The organism is Pseudomonas shirazica (assembly GCF_015168335.1).
Lineage (GTDB): Bacteria > Pseudomonadota > Gammaproteobacteria > Pseudomonadales > Pseudomonadaceae > Aquipseudomonas > Aquipseudomonas asiatica.
The window spans coordinates 1,082,050-1,103,654 of record NZ_CP063456.1 but is presented as its reverse complement, the minus strand read 5'-3'; the positions used below and the strand labels follow the sequence as shown (position 1 = coordinate 1,103,654).

Here is a 21,605-nt window from a genome sequence, read left to right as displayed (position 1 = left end):
GGAAAGAATCAGATGTAGTTGACCAGCGAAAGCCCGGCGACTTTCGCATACGCTTGCAGCGAAGCTTGCAGCATGTTGGTCTGCATCTGCAGGCGCAGCATCACTTCTGCCGGGTCGCTTTCACGGATCGAGCTCTGAGTCTTGATGTTCTCGGTACTCAGCGCCTCGTTGGTCTCCGACTGAACGTCCAGCGCCTGTCCACGGCCACCGATGGCGCTGACGGACGACGAAACCTGATTGATAGCGCTGGTAATGTTACCCACGGCCGAATCCAGCGAAGCCAGGAAGTTCTGTCGAGCAACCGGATCATTATCCATCGGCGTGGTCAATGCGGTACGCAGCTTGCTGATGGTGTCCAGCGGGTTCTGGGTCTGGTGGGTATCGACCTTGACCGCAAACAAATCGCCCGCACTTGGCGCGCCCGACAATTCGAAACTGACGCCAGCCGCTGTCGCGGTAGTGCCACTCGCCCCGCCGAGCGCCCCAGACGCTATAGGGCGGCTATTGGCAGTAACCGGAGTTGCATACAGCTCGAACGTCGAGCTGCTGGTGAACTTGAGCACGCCCCCCCCTGACGGGAAAGCGGCCTTGTAGGCAGCCTGATCGGTGATGGTCGCGCCCGTCACCTGCTCGGAGGAGGTATTGCCAGGGCTGCGGGTGCCGGAAACCTCATCGGCCTTGGAGCTCAGGTTGAACGTATGCCCTGCGATAGCAGCATCTTCATTACCCTTGTCGCCATCCTTGAAGGTGATGTCCAGGCGCAGATCGACACCGCGGAAGCTGATGCTGGTGTTGTCGCCATTGGGGTCGAACTTGCCGCCCTGGCTGGCCTCGAGCGTGACGTCATTGCCGTCGACATCGGTGATCTTGTATTCGGTGCTGCTGAGGAATTCGATGGTGTATGGCTCGCCACTGCGGAAGCGATCGTTGTACAGGCTGTTGCCGGAGACCTGGCCGTTGGACAGGCTGACGCGGCCATCGTCGGTGGCCGGCGCGGTCAGGCTGGTCTGGCTACGGCTGGTGTTGAGCGCCTGCTCGAAGGCGTCGTAGCCGGTTTCATTGGCCGCCAGGCTGAGCATGTCACCCACCTGCAGGTTGAGCTTGCCCTGGTCGCCCTGGTAGCTGTAGGTGCCATCGGCATTGCGCGCGTAAGGCGGGGTATCGCCCTTGGAACCGGAGAAGATGTACTTGCCGTTCTCGTCCTTGCTGTTCATCAACGAGAACAGCTGGTCTTCCAGCGACGCCAGTTCGTCGGCGTTGGCCTTGCGGTCGGCATCGGTGAACGTACCGTTGCCAGAGCTCACCGCCAGCTCGTTGACCCGCTGCAGGATGGTGCCGATGGAGTTCAGGGTGCTTTCGGCAGTGCCCAGGGCGTTACGTACGTTGACGATGTTGCCGCTGTACTGCTTCAGCATGTTCTGCTGTTGTTCCAGTTGCAGCAGACGCGCCGCACCCACCGGGTCATCCTTGGCCGAACGCACGCGAATGCCATCGCTTGCCTCCTGCTGGCTCTTCACCGTCTTGGCGAAGTTGCTCTGGTAGTTGGCCTGGTTGGTGTTGTAGAACTGCGAAGTAGAGATGCGTACGCTCACGATCTACGGCTCCTTAAAGACTGTTGATCAGGGTGGCGAAGGTTTCCTGGGCCGCCTTGATGATCTGCGACGACGCGGTGTAGTACTGCTGGAACTTGACCAGGTTGCCGGTCTCTTCATCGATCGACACACCCGACAGGCCGTTGCGGCTTTCCACTGCCGAGGCATGCAGGGCAGTGGTGGCATCGCTGTCCATCTGCGCCTGGCCGGCCTTGCCGCCAACATTGGAGACCAGCTTGGCGTAGGCATCGGTGAAGCTGATGCCCTTGCCGTTGGCGCCAACCTCGACCGTGGACTTGGTCTGCAGGTCGATCACCGACAAGGCGTTGCGGTTGTCCGCCGAACCTGCGCCGCTCAGCGCCACGGTATAGCTGTCGCCGTTCTTCGGCGCGCCGGAAACGCTCATCTCGAAGGTGAAATTGCCACCCAGCGAATTGCCGCTGCCATCGACCATCGGCACCGACAGCTGCAACTTGTTCTCCTGCCCCGGCACGATGGTGCCACTGCCGATTTCGGTGCCCTTGGCGTCGTACATCTTGTAGGCCTGGGGCGAACTGGTGTCATCGCCGAACACCAGCTTGACCGGGGTCGAATACTTCAGGCCAGTCTGCAATTGCGAACGCTGGGCGGCATCGTAGATGTCCATTTCCGAGGTCAGCGTCGGCTGGGTGATGACGCCGGTACCTTTGTTGCCCGATCCACTGGTGGCGGTCAGCGGCGAAGCCAAGGCCAGGCGCTTCGGGTCGGTCAGGACAGTGTCGATGCCTGCGGCGGCATTGCGGGTCGGGGTGATCTTGAAGCTGTCGCCAGCACTCAGGCCGCCACCATTGAGCGACAGGGTGAACCCGTCGATCACCGGAGGCGGCGTGTCGGTGAGGTCGAAACTGCCCATGTCGGTGCCTTCCGGCAACTTGCGCACGCTGTAGCCAGTGGCGCTGGTGAAGGTCACCTGGTAATCGCTGGTGCTCAGCTTGCCGGTGTCCTTGATGGTCACATCGAGGTTGCCGGAGCCGGTGCTGTTGCCGGTCTTGGCGACACTGCGCTGGCTGATGGCAGCGGCGCTGTTGATATCGCCGAACAGGGTGGCACCGAAGTCACCGTTCTTGTCGATGCCCTGGGCCAGCTGGCTGTTGATCGCATCGGCTACTACCAGGGCCACGCGACCGAGCTCGTTGAGCGCCGGGTCGAGGGTATCCTTGCGGTAGCGGATCAGGCCGCCAAGTTCACCACCGGTAGTGGTGCTGGTGATGTCCATCTTGGTCGAGCCGCGATTGAGGATCAGGCTCATGCGGGTCGGGTCGGTGGCGCTCGGCTGCACGCCGATGGTCTGGGTGGTGTTGCCCAGCACCAGGGCCTGGCCGTTCTTCAGGTAGATGTCGTAGTTGCCGTTCTTCTGCTCTACAACGTCGGCACCGATCAGCGCCGACAATTCGCGCACCGCACCGTCGCGCTGGTCGAGCAGGTCGTTGGGCTGGCCATTGACGGCCGTCATCTTGGAGATCTGGCCGTTGAGGTCGGCAATCGACTGGGTCAGGGCGTTGACCTTGTCAGCGATCGACGCCATGTTGGCATTGATGTCGCTGTTCTGCTGGTTGAGCTGCGCCGACAGGGTATTGAAGCGCTTGGCCAGGGACTGCGCGCTGGTCAGCAGCAGTTGGCGCGAGGCGTCCTCGCTCGGCTTGGCCGCAGCATCCTGCATCGCACTGAAGAAGCTTTTCAGTGCAGCGGTGATACCGGTGTCGCTGCTCGAAAGGGCGGTATCCAGCGGCGTGATCTGGTTCAGGTACGAGGTGGCATCGCTGCTCAGCGAGGTGGTGCTGCGCAGCTGGTTCTCGAGGAACGCGTTATAGACCCGGCGCACATCCGCCAGGGTAGTACCGCTGCCGATGAACACCTGGCCGACTTGTTGCCCGCCCTTGGTCTTCTGCACGTTCTGCTGGCGCGAGTAGCTTTCGACATCGGCGTTGGCGATGTTGTTACCGAGGGTGTACATCCCCGATTGCGCGGCGCCAAGCCCCGACATACCAATGTTGATCAGACTCGCCATGGTTCCATGCCCTTAAAGTTTCGTTGCGGTACCGAGCATTGCGTAGTGCTCGTACGACTTCATCTGTCTTGCGATCTGCGAGATCTTGCTGGCGTAATTCGGGTCGGTGGCGTACCCGGCCTTTTGCAACTCTTGCACGAACTGCTCTGGTTTATCGGCGGCCTTCACCGCATCTTGATAGCGCGAATTGTTCTGCAGCAGGCTGACCAGGTCGTGGAAGCTGTCCTGGTAGGAATCGTAGGAGCGGAACGCCGCCGTCTCCTTGACGAACTGGCCATCGCGGAACTCGCTGGTGATCGCCCGCGCCTCGCCACCTTCCCAGTTGCCGGTTGCCTTGATGCCGAACAGGTTGTGGCTGCTGCTGCCATCGGTGTTGCGCATGACCGATTTGCCCCAGCCGGTTTCCAGGGCGGCCTGCGCCACCAGGTAGCGTGGGTCGATACCGATGCGCTTGGCCGCCTGCTCGGCCATCGGCAGCATGGTGGCGACGAACTCGTCGCTGTCGGCAAAGGCCTTTTTCGGTGCCAGCGGTGGCTGGGCCACGGCGCGCCCGAGGATGCGCAGGCCGTTGTCCGGCACGGCGAAGGCCTTGGCCACTTGCTGGCCGTCACGGGCCTGCACGGCTGCGGTATTGGTGCTGGCCGCCGACGGCACGATGCCGGCCATCAGGCGGTCGGTGAGCTTGCTCGGCAGCGCCAGGCGTCGCGAATTGAGCGCGGCGACGTCGTTGCGGGTGGCGGTCGACTGGGCGGCATGCACGGGCTCGGCCACCTTGTTGCCCCACAGCGTCGGGGCATTGCCCTCGATGCGCGGAAACGGGCTGGTGTTGGCCGGCGTGCCCTTGTTCTTCGACAGCTGGCGCACCAGTACGTCCTGCAGCCCGATACCGCCGCCTTCGCGAGACATGCTCACGGCCAGTTGCTGGTCGTACATGTCGCGGTACTGCTTCACCGTTTCGGTGTTCATCGGGTTGTCGTCGGCCAGCACGTCGCTGGCCTTGCGCGAGGCCTTGAGCATTTCGCTGATGAACAGCGACTCGAACTCCTGGGCCACCTTGCGCACGTTGGCGTCGCTGTCGCGATCGCCATGCTTGAGCGAGCTCAGGCGGTTGAGGTCGGTGTAGGCGCCGCTGTCGGCGCTGCCGGAAACCAGGCTTTTGCTGTTCATCCGCGCCGTCCTCAGATCACGATCAGGTCGGCCTGCAGGGCGCCGGCCTGTTTCAGGGCTTCGAGGATGGCCATCAGGTCGCTGGGCGCTGCGCCCACCTGGTTCACCGCACGGACGATTTCATCCAGCGTGGTGCCCGGGCCGAACTTGAACATCGGCTTGGCTTCCTGCTCGGCGTTGACCCGCGAGCGCGGCACCACGGCGGTCTGCCCATTGGAGAACGGCCCCGGCTGGCTGACGATCGGGTCTTCGGTAATGGTCACGGTCAGGCTGCCGTGGGTCACCGCGGCCGGCGACACCTTGACGTTCTGGCCAATGACGATGGTGCCGGTGCGCGAGTTGATGATGACCTTGGCGACCGCCTGGCCCGGGTCGATCTCGAGGTTCTCGAGGATCGACAGGTAGTCCACGCGCTGGCTCGGGTCCATCGGCGCAGTGACCCGTACCGAACCGCCGTCCACGGCCTGGGCCACGCCCGGGCCGAGCAGGTCGTTGACCTTGTCGACGATGCGCTTGGCAGTGGTGAAGTCGGGGCGGTTGAGGTTCAGGGTCAGGCTGTTGCCCTGGTTGAAGCCGCTCGGCACTGCACGCTCGACGGTAGCACCGCCAGGGATACGACCGGCCGACGGAACGTTGACGGTGATCTTCGAACCGTCACGGCCCTCGGCATCGAAGCCGCCCACCACCAGGTTACCCTGGGCCACGGCATAGACGTTGCCGTCGATACCCTTGAGCGGGGTCATCAGCAGGCTGCCGCCGCGCAGGCTCTTGGAGTTACCGATCGAGGACACGGTAATGTCCACCACCTGGCCTGGCTTGGCGAACGCCGGCAGGTCGGCATGCACCGACACTGCCGCAACGTTTTTCAACTGTACGTTGCCGGAGCCGGCCGGCACCTTGATGCCGAACTGCGACAGCATGTTGTTGAAGGTCTGCAGGGTGAACGGCGTCTGGGTGGTCTGGTCACCCGTGCCATTGAGCCCCACCACCAGGCCGTAACCGATCAGCTGGTTGGAGCGCACGCCAGAAATGCTGGCGATGTCCTTCAGGCGCTCGGCCTGGGCGCCGAAGGCACAGGACAGGAGCAGGGTTGCGGCAATCAGCTGCCTCACGTTGAACATGGTCATCCGTACTCAGAAAGGCCAAAGCGGGCTGATGAAGAAGCGGTCCAGCCACCCGGGCTGGCTGGCATCGGCGAACGAGCCGGTACCGGAATAGGTGATGCGCGCGTCGGCCACGCGAGTGGACGGCACGGTGTTGTCGGTGGCGATGTCGTCGGCGCGGATCATGCCGGCGATGCGCACCAGCTCTTCGCCGGTGTTCAGGGTCAGCCATTTCTCGCCGCGCACGGCGATGATGCCGTTGGGCAGCACTTCGGCCACGGTCACGGTGATGGAACCGGTCAGGGTGTTGCCCTGAGTGGCCTTGCTGTCGCCCTTGGTGGCGCGCTCGCCGCTGTAGCCGGCCTCCAGCGACAGGTCACCACTGCCGAACGGGTTGTTGGTGTTCGGCGTAGTGCCGAACAACGATGTCAGGCCGATGTTGGCGTTGCTGTTTTTCTGGATCTGCGAGCCGGCGTTCTTGCTGGCCGATGTGCGCTCGTTGAGGGTGATGGTGATGATGTCACCCACCCGGAACGCCTTGCGGTCGCTGTACAGGTTCTGCTCGAAGCCGGCCTGGTAGATCGAACCGTTGTTGGCCGCTGCCGGCAACGGGGTGCGCGGCAGTACCGGCGCGTAGTACGGGTCGTTGGGCTTGGGCGTCGGCGCGACGCAACCTGCCAGCAACACCGCCCCCCCCAGGGCGAAAACGGACAACAGACGATTCATGACGCTTACCTCACGGGTGCAACGGAGTGACGGGGTTAGAGCTGCCTGCTTCAGAGCTGTTGAGTAACGAACGACAGCATCTGGTCAGCCGTGGAAATGACCTTGGAGTTCATCTCGTAGGCACGCTGGGTAGTGATCATGTTCACCAGCTCTTCCACGGTGCTGACGTTGGAGTTTTCCAGGGTCTGCTGCAGGGTGGTGCCGAAACCGTTCAGGCCCGGGGTGCCGACTTGCGGCGCGCCACTGGCGGCGGTTTCGAGGAACAGGTTGTCGCCAATCGCCTGCAGGCCGGCCGGGTTGATGAAGTCGGCGGTCTGGATGTTGCCGATCACCTGCGCAGCCGGGTTGCCGGCGGTGGTGATAGACACGGTGCCGTCCTGGCCGACGGTGAAGGTCTGCGCGTCGTTCGGCACGACGATGGCAGGTTCCAGGGCGAAACCGTTGGCGGTGACGATCTGGCCGTCGGAGTTCAGGTGGAAGGTACCGTCACGGGTATACGAAACGGTGCCGTCCGGCTGCAATACCTGGAAGAAACCACGGCCGTTGACCGCCATGTCCAGCGGGTTTTCCGTGGTTTGCAGGCTGCCGGTCTGGAAGTTCTTCTGGGTGCCGACGATGCGCACACCAGTACCGACCTGCAGGCCGGAAGGCAGCTCGCTGTCCTGGGTGGACTGCGCGCCCGGCTGGCGTTTGATCTGGTACAGCAAGTCCTGGAACTCGGCGCGATCACGCTTGAAGCCGGTGGTCGAGACGTTGGCCAGGTTGTTGGAGATGACCGTCAGGTTGGTGTCCTGGGCGGACAGGCCGGTTTTAGCGACCCAAAGAGCCGGAAGCATGTAAGTTCTCCTCGTGCGCCTGTTTTACGGCACTCGTTCAAAAGTGATTAGCCGATTTGCAAAACACGCGCCATGGCTTCGTCGCCTTCCTTGGCCGCGTTCATCATCTTCACGTGCAGTTCGAATTGACGGGACAGCGCCAGCACCGAGGTCATTTCTTCCACGGCGTTGACATTGCTGCCTTCCAGGAAGCCCGACACCACCCGCACGTTGACGTCGGCGTCTGCCGGCTGGCCGTCGCGGGTATGGATCAGGCCATCCAGGCCCTTGGTCAGGCCTTTGGTATCGGGGTTGACCAGCTTGATGCGGTCGACTTCGGCCATCACGCGCGGGTCTTCCCCCATGGAGCGGATGCTGATGGTGCCATCGGCGCCGACTTCGACCTTCTGCTCTGGCGGAATCGCAATCGGGCCGCCGTTGCCGATCACCGGCATGCCGTTGCCGGCACGCAGCACACCAAGGGCATCGATGTTCAGGCTGCCGGTGCGTACGTAGGCTTCACTGCCATCGGGCGCCTGCACGGCGATGAAGCCCTTGCCGGTCACCGTCACATCCAGATCGCGGCCGGTTTCCACCATCGGACCTTCGCTGAAGTCGGTGGCCGGGCGCTCGGTCATGGCAAAGGCGCGCGACGGAAAGCTGTCGCCGAACACCGGCATCGAGCGGGCCTGCTCCAGGTCTCGCTGGAAACCGTTGGTGGAAATGTTCGCCAGGTTGTTGGCGTGCGCCTTCTGGGCCAGCGCATTCTGGCTCGCGCCGGTCATGGCCACGTAAAGCATCTTGTCCACAGTCATCCTCCATTGCACTGGCGGTCGTTTGCCGCTCGCCGTTGCTATGCGAGCTAGAAAGCAAGTTCCGAACCAACTTTGCGAAATCATGAAAAAGCCCGTGGATACGGGCTTTCGAGGGGGCAGTCGACGTGTTGGACGCCGGTTATCCGGCGCTTGGTTGCCGATGACGGCAAACCTGTACCGGCCTCTTCGCGGGTGAACCCGCTCCCACAGGCACAGCGCGACACCTGTGGAGCGGGTTTACCCGCGAAGAGGCCAGTACAGGTTTATTCAAGGCTCGCGGCAAGCGCCGTTGCTGTAGGGGCCGGCGAACTTCTTCCAGCCATCCCCCGGCGGCCATTGCGAGCAGACCAGGCGCCCGTCCACCTGGCTTTCCCAGCGCCACCAGGGCGCGGTACCGGCCTGGGCCTGGTACAGGCAGAAAGCAGCGACCAATGTGACAACCAGCCTTTTCATGACCCCTCCGGCAAAGACGACGACCCCCTTCATGACAAAGGGGTTCGCCCACATACACTCAGCCAGCAACCATCAGGCCATCTGGATGACGGTCTGCATGATGGTGCTTTCAGTGGAGATAGTCTTGGCGTTCGCCTGGTAGTTGCTCTGCGCCTTGATCAGCTCGACCAATTCCTGAGTCAGGTTCACGTTCGAGCCTTCCAGCGCGTTGGACTCGACGCTGCCCAGGGTACCTGTCTTCGGTGCATCGATGCCTGGGATGCCGGAGGTGTAGGTTTCGGTCCAGCGGGTACCACCAATCTGCTGCAGGCCCTGCTCGTTGGCGAAGCTGGCCAGGGCCACCTGGCCAATGGCGCGGGATTGCTGGTTGCTGAAGCTGGCGAACAGCACACCCGTCGAGTCGATGCTCAGGCTCGACAGGATACCGGTCGCGTAGCCGTCCTGAGACTGCGACATGCGCGCGGTCTCGGTGTTGTAGGAAGTGGTGCTGTTCATCGCCAGGCGCATGCCATCGGCATTGCCTACCGCGCCATTGGAGATCCAGTTACCCGCAGAATCCTCCACCGCCGGCACCCAGCCAGTCATGGTGAAGGTATTGTTGGTCACGGTGAACGACGAGCCCGCCGGGTGCCCGGTATTGTCCGCAGTCATGCTCTTGACCGAGCCATCGCTATTGAAGCTGATGGTGCCAGTCAGCGGCACGGTGGAGGATGGGGAAAACGGGTTGCGCCCATCGACCAGGGTGTACATGGTCCACTCATTGGTGCCAGTCTTGCGATAGAACTGCTCCATGGTGTGCTCGTTACCCTGGCTGTCGTACACCTTGGTCGGGAAAGACTTGGTGTAAGTCGTCTGATCGGAAGGATCGAACGGCAGGTTCGGCACCATCACGCCAGTGCCATCGTCCACTTCCAACGGGATGTCGGCGGCCGAAGAATTCAGGTTGATGCCCTGGTCGATCAGCGATGTTGCCTTTGGCTGCAGCGCCGACGTATCGATCTGCAAATCGGTCAGCACGCCCTTCTGGATCTTGCCAGTCGAGTCGGCGGCATAGCCCTGCAGGCGCAGGCCGTCCGAGGTAACCACGAAGTTGTCCTTGCTGGCCTGGAAAGCACCCGCACGGGTGTACACGCGCGAGCCGTTATCGGACAGCACGAAGAAGCCCTGCCCCTGGATCCCCATATCCAGCACGTTGCCGGTGGTGTTGACGTCACCCTGGGTGAACTGCTGGGAAACCGCTGCCAGGCGCACGCCGTTACCCACCTGGTTCTTGCCAACACCCAGGCGGTTGGAACCTGCATAGACATCGGCGAACTCGGCACGCGACGACTTGAAGCCATTGGTGTTGACGTTGGCGATGTTGTTGCCGGTGACATCCAGTTGCTTGTTTGCTGCGTACAGACCGCTAAGGCCGATATTGAAAGACATGAATTCGCTCCTTTTGCCGCTCTAGCGGGCCTTAGATACCGATGGTTTGCACGTCGGAGAGGGACACTTTGCCAACACCGGCGAGGTTGAGCACCATTTCGCCGGCGGCACTGAAACTGACGCTGGTCACCTTGGCTGGCAACAGCGTGTTCATCTGCACCGACTTGCCATCCACCGTGGTGGTGGCAGTGAAGGTGTAAGTACCAGGATCGACTTTCTCACCACTGCTGTTGGTACCGTCCCAGATGAAATCGGCGTAACCGGCTTTCTGCTCGCCCAGCTCGATGGTCTTGACGGTATTGCCGTCCTTGTCCTTGATGGTGATCTTCGCTTCGCCGATGGCTTGCGGCACGACGAACTGCGCATTGAAGCTTTCTGCGGTGTCGACCACGGCCTTGTCGTTCTGCACTACCACCGAACGCCCGACCAGCGACGACGCCTGCAGGGCCTGGGACGAGGCCATGGCGCTGGTGATGGAGTTGACCGATTCGTTCAGCGAGGTAATGCCTTCCAGGCTGCTGAACTGCGCCAACTGGGCAACGAACTCACCGTTGTCCTGTGGGTCCAGCGGGTTCTGGTGCTGCATCTGGGTGACCAGCAACTGCAGGAACGCGTCCTTGCCGAGCGAGTCGTTGCCGGTCTTGGATGCGGTGTCCGTGGTCTTCTTGGTGCTGGTGCCTACACCCGACGCCGCGAGCACGTCGTTGAGGTTCACACCGTTGGTATCGATTGCCATGCTCTGGTTTCCTTATCACTGACCGAGGGTCAGGACCTTCTGCATCATGGCCTTGGCCGTATTCATCAGCTCGGCGTTGGTCTGGAACGCGCGGCTGGCGGAGATCATGTCAGCCATCTCTTCAACCACGTTGACGTTCGGGTAGTAGACGTAGCCGTCCTTGTTCGCCGCCGGGTGGTTGGGCTCGTAACGGGCCTCCAGATTGCTCTGATCCTCGACGATGCCTTTTACCTGCACGCCCTGCCCTGCTTCGCCCTGGTCTTCGAACAGCGACTGGCTGCCGCCGGCCTGTGCGTCCTGGAAGGTGGTGGCGAACACCGGGTGGCGGGCGCGGTAGGTCTGATCGATGCTCGAAGACACGGTCTCGGCGTTGGCGATGTTGGAAGCAACGGTGTTCAGGCGCGTGTTCTGCGCACTCATGCCGCTACCGGCAATGTTGAAGACGCTGGAAAGGGACATGATCATTCTCCCCGCAGGGCCGAAACCAGCCCTTTGAATTTACTGTTGAGCAAGGTGAAGCTGGCCTGGAAGCCGACGGCGTTTTCGGTGTAGTTCGATTGCTCGATCTGCGCGTCCACGGTGTTCTGGTCGATCGACGGCTGCGTTGGTGTGCGGTACTTGAGGGTATCGTCGGCCATGGCCAGGCCCTCGGCCTCGATATGGCGGCTGTTGGTACGATCGAGGCTGAAACGGCCGCCACTCTGCTGCTTGTCGCTCTCGGCAGCGAGCACCGAGGCAAAGTCCATGTCGCGCGCCTTGTAGTTGGGCGTGTCGGCGTTGGCGATGTTGTTGGCCAGCACTTCGGCACGCTGGGCGCGGAAGCCCAGGGCCTTTTCGTGAATACCAAGCGCCTTGTCGAAGCTGATGCTCATGTCGGGGAAACCTTCGGAGGTTGACCGGAATATCGTTGGGCAAGGTATAGCAAGGGCTGTGCCAACCAACAGAAAGCCCGGAAATACGGGCTTGCAGGGCAAGGTGCTGTCAGAGTGATGCCAGAAAAGCGGCAAAGGCCTTCCGCCTTCGGGCGCGAAAGCGGCAATTGCTGGGCGGCAAAAGCGGCAAAACAAAAAATTGACGTCAGTGTTTTGCGATAGAGGTGTTGCGCCTATGAGATCGAGCGCCGCCCGCGCGGCGCTTCGCGGGACAAGCCCGCCCCCACATTTGTTGCAACGTGGCCATGCCTGTGAGATAGGCGTTGCCCGCCTTGGTGAAGTGTTTGAGACTGGCGAGACGGCTGTAGCGCCAGCCCGGAAACCGCGTCAAGGCAACAAGGCTGACAACCATGGCCTGACAGGTTTGGCACGCTGCAACAAATGTGGGAGCGGGCTTGTCCCGCGAAGCGCCGCGCGGGCGGCGCTCGATCTCACAGACGCAACAAACCTTGACCCCGCCCCTACTTCGCCTGGTAGATGATCCCCGGACTGCACTGCACCATCTGATAATGGTCCGGCAACCCGTTCAGCGCCTCGGAAGCCCCGAGGAACAGATACCCACCCGGTTTCAAGGTACTGTGGATACGCAACAGGATGTCCTTCTTCACCTGCGCCGAGAAATAGATCAGCACGTTACGGCAGAACACCACATCGAACTTGCCCAGGCTGGCATAGCTGTCGAGCAGGTTGAACGAGCGGAACTCGACGCGGCTGCGAATCGCCGGCTTGACCGCCCAGCGCCCCGGCCCCTTGGTGTCGAAGTAGCGCTGCAGGCGCTCCTGGGACAAGCCACGGGCAATCGCCAGGCTGTCGTACTCGCCGGTCTTGCAGTTGGTCAGCATGGTGCCGGACAGGTCGGTGGCAACGATCTGCGCGCCCATCTTCAACTGGCCGAGGTTGCTACGCTCGAACTCGTCGATGGCCATCGAGATGGAATACGGTTCCTGCCCCGACGAACAGGCCGCCGACCACATGCGCAGGCGCTGGCCGGGGTTGTTGCGGATGAACTCGGGGATGACCTTGTTTTTCAGCACCTCGAACGGATAGGTATCGCGAAACCACAGGGTCTCGTTGGTGGTCATGGCATCGACCACTTGCTCGCGCAAGCCGCCGCGCGGCTGGGCCTGGATGCGCTGCACCAGCTCGCCCAGGCTCTTGATGCCCTGTTGCTCCATCAGCTTGTTGAGACGGCTGGAGACCAGGTACTGCTTATTCTCGCCCAGCAGGATGCCACAGGCTTTCTCCAGGAAGACCCGGAACTGTTCGAAATCCAAATTACCCGTAGACACTACTGCCGCCTCTTTTAAATCACTGGTGCCGGGGGCCTGCCCCCGGCTGCTTCAATGCGTTGCCTTGATCCGGTCGACCACCCGCTGGGCCAGGTCGTCCGGCTTGAACTTGGCCAGGAAGTCATCAGCACCGACCTTCTTGACCATCGCCTGGTTGAACACCCCGGAAAGCGAAGTATGCAGGCAGATGTGCAATTTTTGCATGCGCGGATCGCTGCGGATCTCCGCCGTTAGCGTATAGCCGTCCATTTCCGGCATTTCAATGTCCGAGATCATCATCAGGAACTCTTCTTCCGGCTTCTTGCCCTCATCCACCAGCTGGCGCAGGTAGTTCAGGGCCTGACGACCGTCATTGAGCGCCACCACCTCGACCCCCACGGTCTGCAGGCAGCGGCTGACCTGCTTGCGCGCCACCGACGAATCGTCGACGGTGAGCACCCGAAGCAGCACGGCCTTGTCCTGCACCTCGGCATCAATCACACCGGCCGACACCGACTCGGAGGACGGCGCCACTTCGGCCAGCACCTTCTCCACATCGATGATCTCGACCATGCGGTTGTCCACCCGGGTGACCGCGGTCAGGTAGTGGTCGCGGCCGGTGCCCTTGGGTGGCGGATGGATCTCTTCCCAGTTCATGTTGACGATCCGCTCCACCGAATGCACCAGGAAACCTTGGGTCTTGGTGTTGTACTCGGTGATGATCACGAAACTGTTGCGCGTGTCTTCCTGCAGCGGCCGCAACCCGGTGGCCATCGACAGGTCGAGGATCGGGATGGTCGCCCCGCGAATATTGGCAACACCACGCACCACCGGGTGCGCCTTGGGCAGCAGGGTCAGCGCAGGGCATTGCAGCACTTCCCTGACCTTGAATACGTTGATGCCGTAAAGCTGCTCGCCATTGAGGCGGAACAGCAGCAATTCCAGGCGATTCTGCCCCACCAGCTGCGTGCGCTGGTTGACCGAATCCATAACACCTGCCATGCCAGACTCCTTTATGTTTCAGCCTTTCGTTGCAACTCAGGTAGCGAGTCGGCACGGGCTTTGCTTTTTTGAGCGCCATGTACACGAAAACGACATTTTCCCGACGATTGACGCGCCTGCTGACTGGCTCGCTGGCCATGCTGTGCCTTCTGGTGCCCGGCGTTCGCACGGTAGCGGACGCGTTTACCTTGCCTGAACAGCTTATCGGTGTCACTCAAGGGTTTCTTGAATTCAGCGTCGAAGATTATCTGGCCACCACCCAGACCGCCGGCCGTTACGAGATCCAGGTCAATCCGCTGGACCCGCGCCTGCGTATGCCGCTGTGCAGCCAGCAGCTGGACGCCTCGCTGGAAAGCCCGGCTCAGCCATTGGGCCGCGTCACGGTGAAGGTACGCTGCGAAGGCTCAGCGCCCTGGACCGTGTTCGTGCCGGCCACCGTGCGGCTGTTCCGCGACGTGGTGGTGGTGACCCGGCCGCTCAAGCGCGACAACGTGGTGGGCGAAGGCGATGTGGCCCTGCGCGAGCGGGATGTCGGCACCCTGGGCCAAGGCTTCCTGACCGAACTGGAACAGGCGGTGGGCATGAAGATGCTGCGCCCCACGGTGATCGACCAGGTACTCACCCCGCAACACCTGGAACAGGCCGAGGTGGTGCGCAAGGGTGACCACGTGGTGATCATCGCCCGCAGTGGCAGCCTGAGTGTGCGCATGCCCGGAGAAGCCCTGAGCAAGGGTGGCCTGAGCGAACAGATCCGGGTGCGCAACCTCAATTCCAAACGGGTGATCAAGGCCAGGGTGACCGGCCCTGGGCAGGTCGAGGTAAGTATGTAGCCAGCCCACTGATTTGCGCTGGCGGTGAGGAACCGCTTTTCCTAAACTGTGTCAGAAAACGGGTTCGCGAGCTTGCTGACAGGCGGCTATGCATTTGTGCCTAAAGTTTCTTTCGGGTTGGCCGAAAACAAGGCAAGCGTCCAAATACCCAGAGGTTTCTGATCATGGTCATCGACTTCAGTCGTTTGAATAACTCTCCGTCCGTCACGGGCGGCGTGCGCGGCAACACCGCGTCCGGCAGCGCCGAAAAACCGGCAGCCAGCCAGGAAGCGGCAACCGCCACCAGCGCCAGCGGAGAAGCGGTACACCTCAGCCAAGAGGCCCAGCAGTTGCAGAAGATCAGCGACAAGCTGCGCGACGAGCCGGTGGTCAACAGTGCCCGTGTGGCCCAGTTGAAACAGGCGATCGCCGACGGCAGCTACCAGGTCGATGCCGGCCGGGTCGCCAGCAAACTGCTCGATTTCGAAGCCCAGCGCTGACCGTTCGGCGCGCTGACTTCACGGACGCTAGAAAAGCCAAGAGTTAGCCATGCACGACACCACCTTGCTGCAACTGATCGAAGATGACATTGCCCCTATGCAGGAACTGCTGGACCTTCTGCAAAAGGAAGCGGTCGCCCTGCATGGCCGCGACATGGCGCCACTGGAGAATATCCTGGCCCGCAAGCAGTCTTTGATTGTGCTGCTGGAGCAGCAAGGCCTGCGGCGCAACAACCTGCTTGCCAGCCTTGGCCTGAGCCCTGATCGCGCCGGAGTGGAGGCCGTGGCGGCACAATCGCCGAACGGTGAACTGCTGCTGCAGCAACTCGATGTGATCAGCCAGCTGATGCAAGCCTGCCAGCAGCTCAACGAGACCAATGGCCGGATCATCCAGGTGCAGCAGCACGTCACCAACAACCAGATCCGGATCCTCATGGGCGGCGATTCTCCGTCGCTCTACGACAGCCGCGGCAGCACCTCGCCGCTGGCCAAGCCACGGGCGCTCAGCCAAGTGTGATTTTTCTATCAAGGCACGGAACATACTGGCAAAATGCCGTTAATTGCGTGTGTCGCTTTTGCCTGGAGAACGATAAGCCGTGTTCAATGAATCCGATGCCCCGCAGCCGCCAAAGGTGCTGAACACCCCTTTGGAGATTGCGGCCAACTTGCGGCAGCTGCAGGAAAGCCACGACCCCCTGATCATCACCTTCCACGACCGCAGCCAGCGCTTCCAGAGCTACGTGGTGCACGTGGACCGTGAAAGCAATACCCTGGCGCTGGACGAAATGATCCCGCGCGACGGTGAGAAGTTCATCGAGAACGGCGAACACTTCCGCGTCGAAGGCTTCCACGATGGTGTGCGCATCGCCTGGGACTGCAACCACGAGTTGAAGATCAGCGAAGTCGACGGTCACCGCTGCTACCGCGGCGCCATGCCCCTGGAAATGACCTACCACCAGCGCCGCAATGCCTTCCGCGCCGCGCTGAAGCTGTCGCAGCTGGTCGATATCATCCTCGATGGCACCCACCTCAAGGGCAACGGCGCCCTGCGTGGCAAGCTGCTGGACATCTCAGCCACCGGCTGCAAACTGCGGTTCGAGGGCAATGTCGAGGATCGCCTGCAACTGGGCCAGGTGTACGAGCGGTTCAAGGCGGCCAACCCGCTGGGCCTGGTCGATACCATGGTCGAGCTGCGCCACCTGCACTATGAAGAGCGGATCAACACCACCTTTGCCGGCGTGCGCTTCCATAACCTTACCGGGCAGGCGCAGCGCAAGGTCGAGAGCTTTGTCTACCAGCTGCAGCGTGAGGCACGGCGCTTCGACAAAGACGATTATTGAGTGCAGGCCCACTGTGCGGGTGTAGCGCACAGCACCTGGGCGTGGTGCGCTTCCAGGTTACCTATGGCTCCGCGGCTGCTTAGTGTACTTGTACCCAAGCGACCGCCGAGGAGCCCACAATGATCCAAGCCAATTTCACCGCCGAACTCCACTGCCAGCATGGCCAGGTGGGAGTGGTCGACACCCCGCTGTACGTTCACCCCCTATTCTCCCTCGATCAGGATGGCTGGCTATGCACAGAGCACCAGCGCGGGGACAGCCCGAGCTTCAAGCCCATCACTTTCGCGTTCCGTTTCCTGAAGCACCAGGGCGAGCGAACGCACTATGCGATCAACGGCGCCGAGACCTGGGAATATTTTGGTTCGAGCCTGGAGCGCAACCGCAATGGCTGGGTAGGCTTTTATGCGACGCATATCGTTGGCCGGATCATCGGCAACGCCAATCTCGCAGAGGCTTTCTATGAGGCCATAGAGGGCAAAGGGCAATGGAAGATCGAAACGCTCAGCCCCTGGGACGGCCGCCTGGAAACAGCCGAAGAAGTGCCCTTCTACCTGCGTGACCTGAACGGTTACCGGGTGGCGCTGGCCAGGTCCACCTATACCCGGGACAAGGTCAAGCGCCATTACTGGTTCCTCAATGCCAGTACCAAAGAGGGCGAGATACTGGTCTTCAACCTGAAGAACATAAAGCCAGCCTGACTCGCCAGGGGCACCGGACATGACCGGCACCCTTCGAGGGGCAGGCCAACAGGCCGTCAGACCGCAGAGTTGATCTCGGCCTGGGGCTTGCCCTGCTCCTCATTCTGGCGGGGCTCGTCTTCGGTATCCTCCGCCGCCACCGGTGCCTGCATCACCTCCTGTACCGTCTGCTCATCCACCCGTGGGTCCAGCGCCGCCGACAGTGGCGAACCGGCAGCCGGCATCGCAACGTGGCCCAAAGGCGCATCCTGCACCTGGTGCAGCCCGGTGACCGCCTTCGGCCGAATGCGCCACACCAGCACCAGGGCAAAGAACACGAAGAAGGCATACAGCATCTGCGGGCCCAGCACCTTCATCAGCACGCCTGCCGCCAGCGGCCCGATACACGCGCCCACACCGTAGGTCACCAGCAGCATCGCGGTCAGCGACACCCGCCGCTCGCTTTCCACATGGTCGTTGGAAAACGCCACCGCCAGCGGGTACAGGCAGAACTGCAGCAACGAAATCACGAAGCCTATGCCGAACAGCAACTCCAGCGGAACGCTGGGCAGCATCGCCAGTGGCGCCGAGGCCAGCGCAAGCCCCACGGCCACGCTGCGGATCAGCACCGCCCGATCGTAGCGGTCAGACAACCAGCCCAGCGGCCACTGCACCAGCAGGCCGGCAAAAATGCAGCTACCCATGAACAGACCGACCTGCTCGGTAGTCATGCCCTGACTGGAGGCATACAAAGGCGCCAGACCATAGAACGAGCCGACGATAAGCCCCGAACCCAGCACCGTGCTGAGCGACTGCGGCACCCGCTTGATGAAGAACTTCGGCTCCATCGGTGCCGGGCGCAACGGTGCGGGGTGAATGCGCCGGGTCATGGCCACCGGCACCAGGCACAGGGTGAAACACATGGCCACCAGCATCAGCAGCTCCAGGCCAAGCTGTGGGTGCACCACCAGGATCAGCTGGCCGAGCACCAGGCCCAGGTAAGAGGCGATCATGTAGCCGCTGAACACCGCGCCGCGGTGCTTCACATCGGCCTGCTCGTTCAGCCAGCTTTCGATGACCATGTACTGGCACATCATCCCCAGGCCGACGATCATCCGCAGCCCGACCCAGGCCGGCAACCAGCTGGTCAAACCATGGCCGAGCACCGCCGCACCGACGATGCCAGCGCAAGTGGCGTAGGCGCGAATGTGCCCTACCCGACCAATCAACCGGTGGCCGACCTTGCCGCCGACCGCCAGGCCAAAGTAGTTGGCCGCCATCAAGGCACCCACCCACAGGCTGTCGACATGATCGGCTGCCAGGCGCAGGGCCAGGTAGGTACTGAGCAGGCCCGAGCCGATCAACATCATCAGCGCGGCGAAATACAACGACTGAAACGGCTTCCAGATATTTCGCATAAGTCCCTTGCGGCTCCCGGGTCAGGTGGCGATGGGTTGCAGACAAGCATAAGGGCAAATGCCAGGGAATGAGTGCGGTGGCGATTAAAATGCTGTTGCCGGGGCGCGTCCGGTGCAGGTCATGTCGCGATCAGGCCTGTACAGCAGGCTGACAGGCACCCTCTTCCGTTGGCTGAAACGCATCCATGTCCCAAGTCGACAGGCAGTGCCTTAGCCTGGGCTACCGCCTCAACAATCATCGGAGACTTACATGATAAGGGCCAATTTCACCGCTACACTTCATAACGTCCACCGTGGCCAGATCGTTGTTGCAGACAACAACGTACACCCAGTGCTTGGCCTGGATGAAGACGGCTGGCTGTGCACGACTGCCGCGCGCAGGAGCGTGCCACGCAGTGCGGATGAATTCCAACGACTTGCATTCCATTTCGAATTCATCGAGCACCGTGAAGACCGCACGCACTACTACATTACCTGCGCAGAACACTGGGCCTATATTGGCGCCAGGCTTGAAAGCAGTTCCAATGGCTGGCTAGGCCTGTATGGTACGCATGTGGCCGGGCGGGTCCGGGATGTGCTCAACGCCCCACATCCGTACAACCTGCTACGTACCCGGCCCTACTGGAAAATCGAAACGCTCCAGCCATGGGACGGCACAGTGGAGAGCGCCGGCTTGGTTCCCTTCTACCTGCGGGACATGAACGGCTACCGTGTTGCGGAGTCGCTCTCGGACAATGTCCCGGTACTTGACCTGGGCCGCCAGTACTACCTCAACGCCGGCGAGCGTACCGGTGACGTGCTCGAATTCTTCCTGCGCGATATTCAGCTGACCTGACCAGCAAGTGCAGTACTCGGACGGCTACTCCCGCAAGGTCATGCCATTGGCCGGCAGCGGCAAGGCCGTCTTGTAGCGCACCTGCTTCAAGGCAAAACTGGAACGGATGTTGGCCACCCCTGGCAACCGCGTCAGGTAATCCAGGAACCGTTCCAGCGCCTGGATGCTGGGCAGCAGTACCCGCAACAGGTAGTCCGGATCGCCGGTCATCAGGTAGCACTCCATCACCTCGGGCCGTTCGGCAATCTCTTCCTCGAATCGATGCAACGACTGCTCGACCTGTTTTTCCAGGCTCACATGGATGAACACGTTCACATCCAGCCCCAACGCCTCGGGTGACAGCAAGGTCACCTGCTGGCGGATCACCCCCAACTCCTCCATGGCCCGAACCCGGTTGAAGCAGGGCGTGGGAGACAGGTTCACCGAGCGGGCCAGTTCGGCGTTGGTGATGCGGGCATTTTCCTGCAGGCTGTTGAGAATGCCGATATCGGTACGATCGAGTTTGCGCATGAGACAAAATCACCGGTTTTTTGTGTTTATGCGGAATGTTTATCTGCCCTGCTCGGCAAAGGCAACCAACTTGAGAGAAAAATTCTCCTGCCGGACCACTAAGATGTAGGGGACGCTGACCTACCAGTCACAAGCCGGTACTCAGCGGCGGCCGCTTCAGAGCTCACAAAAACAAATACCCGAGCGAGCGTAAAAAGCATGAACGAGTACGCCCCCCTGCGTTTGCATGTGCCCGAGCCTACCGGCCGGCCAGGCTGCCAGACCGATTTCTCCTACCTGCGCCTGAACGATGCAGGTCAAGCCCGTAAACCCCCAGTCGATGTCGACGCTGCCGACACCGCCGACCTGTCCTACAGCCTTATCCGCGTGCTCGACGAGCAAGGCGATGCACAAGGCCCGTGGGCCGAAGACATCGACCCGCAGGTTCTCCGCCAGGGCATGCGCGCCATGCTCAAGACGCGGATTTTCGACAGCCGCATGGTGGTCGCCCAGCGCCAGAAGAAGATGTCCTTCTACATGCAGAGCCTGGGTGAAGAAGCCATCGGCAGCGGCCAGGCCCTGGCGCTGAACCGCACCGACATGTGCTTCCCCACCTACCGCCAGCAAAGCATCCTGATGGCCCGCGACGTGTCGCTGGTCGAGATGATCTGCCAGTTGCTGTCCAACGAGCGCGACCCGCTCAAGGGCCGCCAGTTGCCGATCATGTATTCGGTGCGCGAGGCCGGTTTCTTCACCATCAGCGGTAACCTGGCGACCCAGTTCGTGCAGGCGGTCGGCTGGGCCATGGCCTCGGCGATCAAGGGCGATACCAAGATCGCCTCGGCGTGGATCGGCGACGGCGCAACCGCCGAGTCGGACTTCCACACCGCCCTCACCTTTGCCCACGTGTACCGCGCCCCGGTGATCCTCAACGTGGTCAACAACCAGTGGGCGATCTCCACCTTCCAGGCCATCGCCGGTGGCGAGTCGACCACCTTCGCCGGCCGTGGCGTGGGTTGCGGCATTGCCTCGCTGCGGGTCGATGGCAACGACTTCGTCGCCGTGTACGCTGCCTCGCGCTGGGCCGCCGAACGCGCCCGCCGTGGCCTGGGCCCGAGCCTGATCGAGTGGGTCACCTACCGTGCAGGCCCGCACTCGACCTCGGACGACCCGTCCAAGTACCGCCCGGCCGATGACTGGAGCCACTTCCCGCTTGGCGACCCGATCGCCCGCCTGAAGCAGCACCTGATCAAGATCGGCCACTGGTCCGAGGAAGAACACCAGGCCACCACTGCCGAACTGGAAGCCGCGGTGATCGCCGCGCAGAAGGAAGCCGAGCAGTACGGCACGCTGGCCAACGGTCACATCCCGAGTGCAGCCTCGATGTTCGAGGACGTGTACAAGGAAATGCCCGACCACCTGCGCCGTCAACGCCAGGAACTGGGGGTTTGAG

General features: G+C 61.9%; 23 protein-coding genes. 7 read left to right on the top strand and 16 right to left on the bottom strand.

All coding sequences use genetic code 11. From position 1 onward, the window contains the following. Nucleotides 1–8 precede the first annotated feature (8 nt). The 14 genes from IMX18_RS05055 to IMX18_RS04990 form a co-directional block, all read right to left on the bottom strand. On the bottom strand, nt 9–1,592 hold the full coding sequence (locus tag IMX18_RS05055) for a flagellar hook-associated protein 3 (RefSeq protein WP_173895923.1): 1,584 nt from the start codon (nt 1,590–1,592) through the stop codon (nt 9–11). A 13-nt stretch (nt 1,593–1,605) separates the two neighbouring features. Next, nucleotides 1,606–3,639 carry a flagellar hook-associated protein FlgK gene (gene flgK, locus IMX18_RS05050; protein ID WP_054573092.1) on the bottom strand — a complete coding sequence of 678 codons (2,034 nt, stop codon included), beginning with the start codon at nt 3,637–3,639 and terminating at the stop codon, nt 1,606–1,608. 12 nt (nt 3,640–3,651) lie between these two features. Continuing rightward, on the bottom strand, nt 3,652–4,806 hold the full coding sequence (gene flgJ / locus IMX18_RS05045; protein ID WP_054573091.1) for a flagellar assembly peptidoglycan hydrolase FlgJ: 1,155 nt from the start codon (nt 4,804–4,806) through the stop codon (nt 3,652–3,654). Nucleotides 4,807–4,817: 11 nt separating this feature from the next. Further along, a complete protein-coding gene (locus IMX18_RS05040; RefSeq protein WP_015271237.1) occupies nt 4,818–5,927 on the bottom strand; it encodes a flagellar basal body P-ring protein FlgI in 1,110 nt (369 codons plus the stop codon). 12 nt (nt 5,928–5,939) lie between these two features. After that, a complete protein-coding gene (flgH, locus tag IMX18_RS05035; RefSeq protein WP_015271238.1) occupies nt 5,940–6,635 on the bottom strand; it encodes a flagellar basal body L-ring protein FlgH in 696 nt (231 codons plus the stop codon). A gap of 50 nt (nt 6,636–6,685) precedes the next feature. After that, complete coding sequence (gene flgG / locus IMX18_RS05030; RefSeq protein WP_015271239.1) at nt 6,686–7,471, bottom strand: flagellar basal-body rod protein FlgG; 786 nt, start codon at nt 7,469–7,471, stop codon at nt 6,686–6,688. Nucleotides 7,472–7,518: 47 nt separating this feature from the next. Then, nucleotides 7,519–8,259: a flagellar basal body rod protein FlgF gene (locus IMX18_RS05025; protein ID WP_015271240.1), complete on the bottom strand. Its 741-nt coding sequence runs from the start codon at nt 8,257–8,259 to the stop codon at nt 7,519–7,521. A gap of 273 nt (nt 8,260–8,532) precedes the next feature. Beyond that, complete coding sequence (locus IMX18_RS05020) at nt 8,533–8,718, bottom strand: hypothetical protein (RefSeq protein WP_015271241.1); 186 nt, start codon at nt 8,716–8,718, stop codon at nt 8,533–8,535. Nucleotides 8,719–8,790: 72 nt separating this feature from the next. Continuing rightward, nucleotides 8,791–10,146: a flagellar hook protein FlgE gene (gene flgE / locus IMX18_RS05015; RefSeq protein WP_015271242.1), complete on the bottom strand. Its 1,356-nt coding sequence runs from the start codon at nt 10,144–10,146 to the stop codon at nt 8,791–8,793. A gap of 31 nt (nt 10,147–10,177) precedes the next feature. After that, nucleotides 10,178–10,882: a flagellar hook assembly protein FlgD gene (gene flgD, locus IMX18_RS05010; protein ID WP_003257261.1), complete on the bottom strand. Its 705-nt coding sequence runs from the start codon at nt 10,880–10,882 to the stop codon at nt 10,178–10,180. A 15-nt stretch (nt 10,883–10,897) separates the two neighbouring features. Next, nucleotides 10,898–11,341, bottom strand: coding sequence for a flagellar basal body rod protein FlgC (flgC, locus tag IMX18_RS05005; RefSeq protein WP_003257260.1), 444 nt, complete (start codon nt 11,339–11,341; stop codon nt 10,898–10,900). Nucleotides 11,342–11,343: 2 nt separating this feature from the next. Then, on the bottom strand, nt 11,344–11,754 hold the full coding sequence (gene flgB, locus IMX18_RS05000; protein ID WP_015271243.1) for a flagellar basal body rod protein FlgB: 411 nt from the start codon (nt 11,752–11,754) through the stop codon (nt 11,344–11,346). A gap of 521 nt (nt 11,755–12,275) precedes the next feature. Next, complete coding sequence (cheR, locus tag IMX18_RS04995; RefSeq protein ID WP_015271244.1) at nt 12,276–13,103, bottom strand: protein-glutamate O-methyltransferase CheR; 828 nt, start codon at nt 13,101–13,103, stop codon at nt 12,276–12,278. A gap of 51 nt (nt 13,104–13,154) precedes the next feature. Continuing rightward, the gene (locus tag IMX18_RS04990) at nt 13,155–14,084 is read right to left on the bottom strand and encodes a chemotaxis protein CheV (protein WP_039612677.1); all 930 of its coding nucleotides are present in this window, start codon (nt 14,082–14,084) and stop codon (nt 13,155–13,157) included. Between the two features lie 77 nt (nt 14,085–14,161). Here IMX18_RS04990 and flgA point away from each other — a divergent pair, with 77 nt between their 5' ends. From flgA to IMX18_RS04965, 5 genes are all read left to right on the top strand, one after another. Then, complete coding sequence (gene flgA, locus IMX18_RS04985; RefSeq protein ID WP_054572691.1) at nt 14,162–14,914, top strand: flagellar basal body P-ring formation chaperone FlgA; 753 nt, start codon at nt 14,162–14,164, stop codon at nt 14,912–14,914. Between the two features lie 164 nt (nt 14,915–15,078). Beyond that, on the top strand, nt 15,079–15,393 hold the full coding sequence (gene flgM, locus IMX18_RS04980; protein ID WP_015271247.1) for a flagellar biosynthesis anti-sigma factor FlgM: 315 nt from the start codon (nt 15,079–15,081) through the stop codon (nt 15,391–15,393). Nucleotides 15,394–15,442: 49 nt separating this feature from the next. After that, nucleotides 15,443–15,910, top strand: coding sequence for a flagella synthesis protein FlgN (locus tag IMX18_RS04975; RefSeq protein ID WP_015271248.1), 468 nt, complete (start codon nt 15,443–15,445; stop codon nt 15,908–15,910). 79 nt (nt 15,911–15,989) lie between these two features. After that, nucleotides 15,990–16,733, top strand: a complete 744-nt coding sequence (locus tag IMX18_RS04970) for a flagellar brake protein (protein WP_015271249.1) — start codon at nt 15,990–15,992, stop codon at nt 16,731–16,733. Nucleotides 16,734–16,852: 119 nt separating this feature from the next. Beyond that, nucleotides 16,853–17,431, top strand: coding sequence for a hypothetical protein (locus tag IMX18_RS04965; RefSeq protein WP_015271250.1), 579 nt, complete (start codon nt 16,853–16,855; stop codon nt 17,429–17,431). A 56-nt stretch (nt 17,432–17,487) separates the two neighbouring features. Here the strand turns inward: IMX18_RS04965 and IMX18_RS04960 are convergent, their stop codons facing one another. Then, nucleotides 17,488–18,828, bottom strand: coding sequence for an MFS transporter (locus tag IMX18_RS04960; RefSeq protein ID WP_015271251.1), 1,341 nt, complete (start codon nt 18,826–18,828; stop codon nt 17,488–17,490). Nucleotides 18,829–19,078: 250 nt separating this feature from the next. Here IMX18_RS04960 and IMX18_RS04955 point away from each other — a divergent pair, with 250 nt between their 5' ends. Next, nucleotides 19,079–19,663: a hypothetical protein gene (locus tag IMX18_RS04955; protein ID WP_102059496.1), complete on the top strand. Its 585-nt coding sequence runs from the start codon at nt 19,079–19,081 to the stop codon at nt 19,661–19,663. Nucleotides 19,664–19,687: 24 nt separating this feature from the next. Here the strand turns inward: IMX18_RS04955 and bkdR are convergent, their stop codons facing one another. Further along, nucleotides 19,688–20,173, bottom strand: a complete 486-nt coding sequence (gene bkdR / locus IMX18_RS04950; RefSeq protein WP_012273540.1) for a Bkd operon transcriptional regulator BkdR — start codon at nt 20,171–20,173, stop codon at nt 19,688–19,690. Nucleotides 20,174–20,371: 198 nt separating this feature from the next. Between bkdR and IMX18_RS04945 the strand changes: the two genes are divergently transcribed. Next, nucleotides 20,372–21,604, top strand: a complete 1,233-nt coding sequence (locus IMX18_RS04945) for a 3-methyl-2-oxobutanoate dehydrogenase (2-methylpropanoyl-transferring) subunit alpha (protein WP_013973636.1) — start codon at nt 20,372–20,374, stop codon at nt 21,602–21,604. Nucleotide 21,605 lies beyond the last annotated feature (1 nt).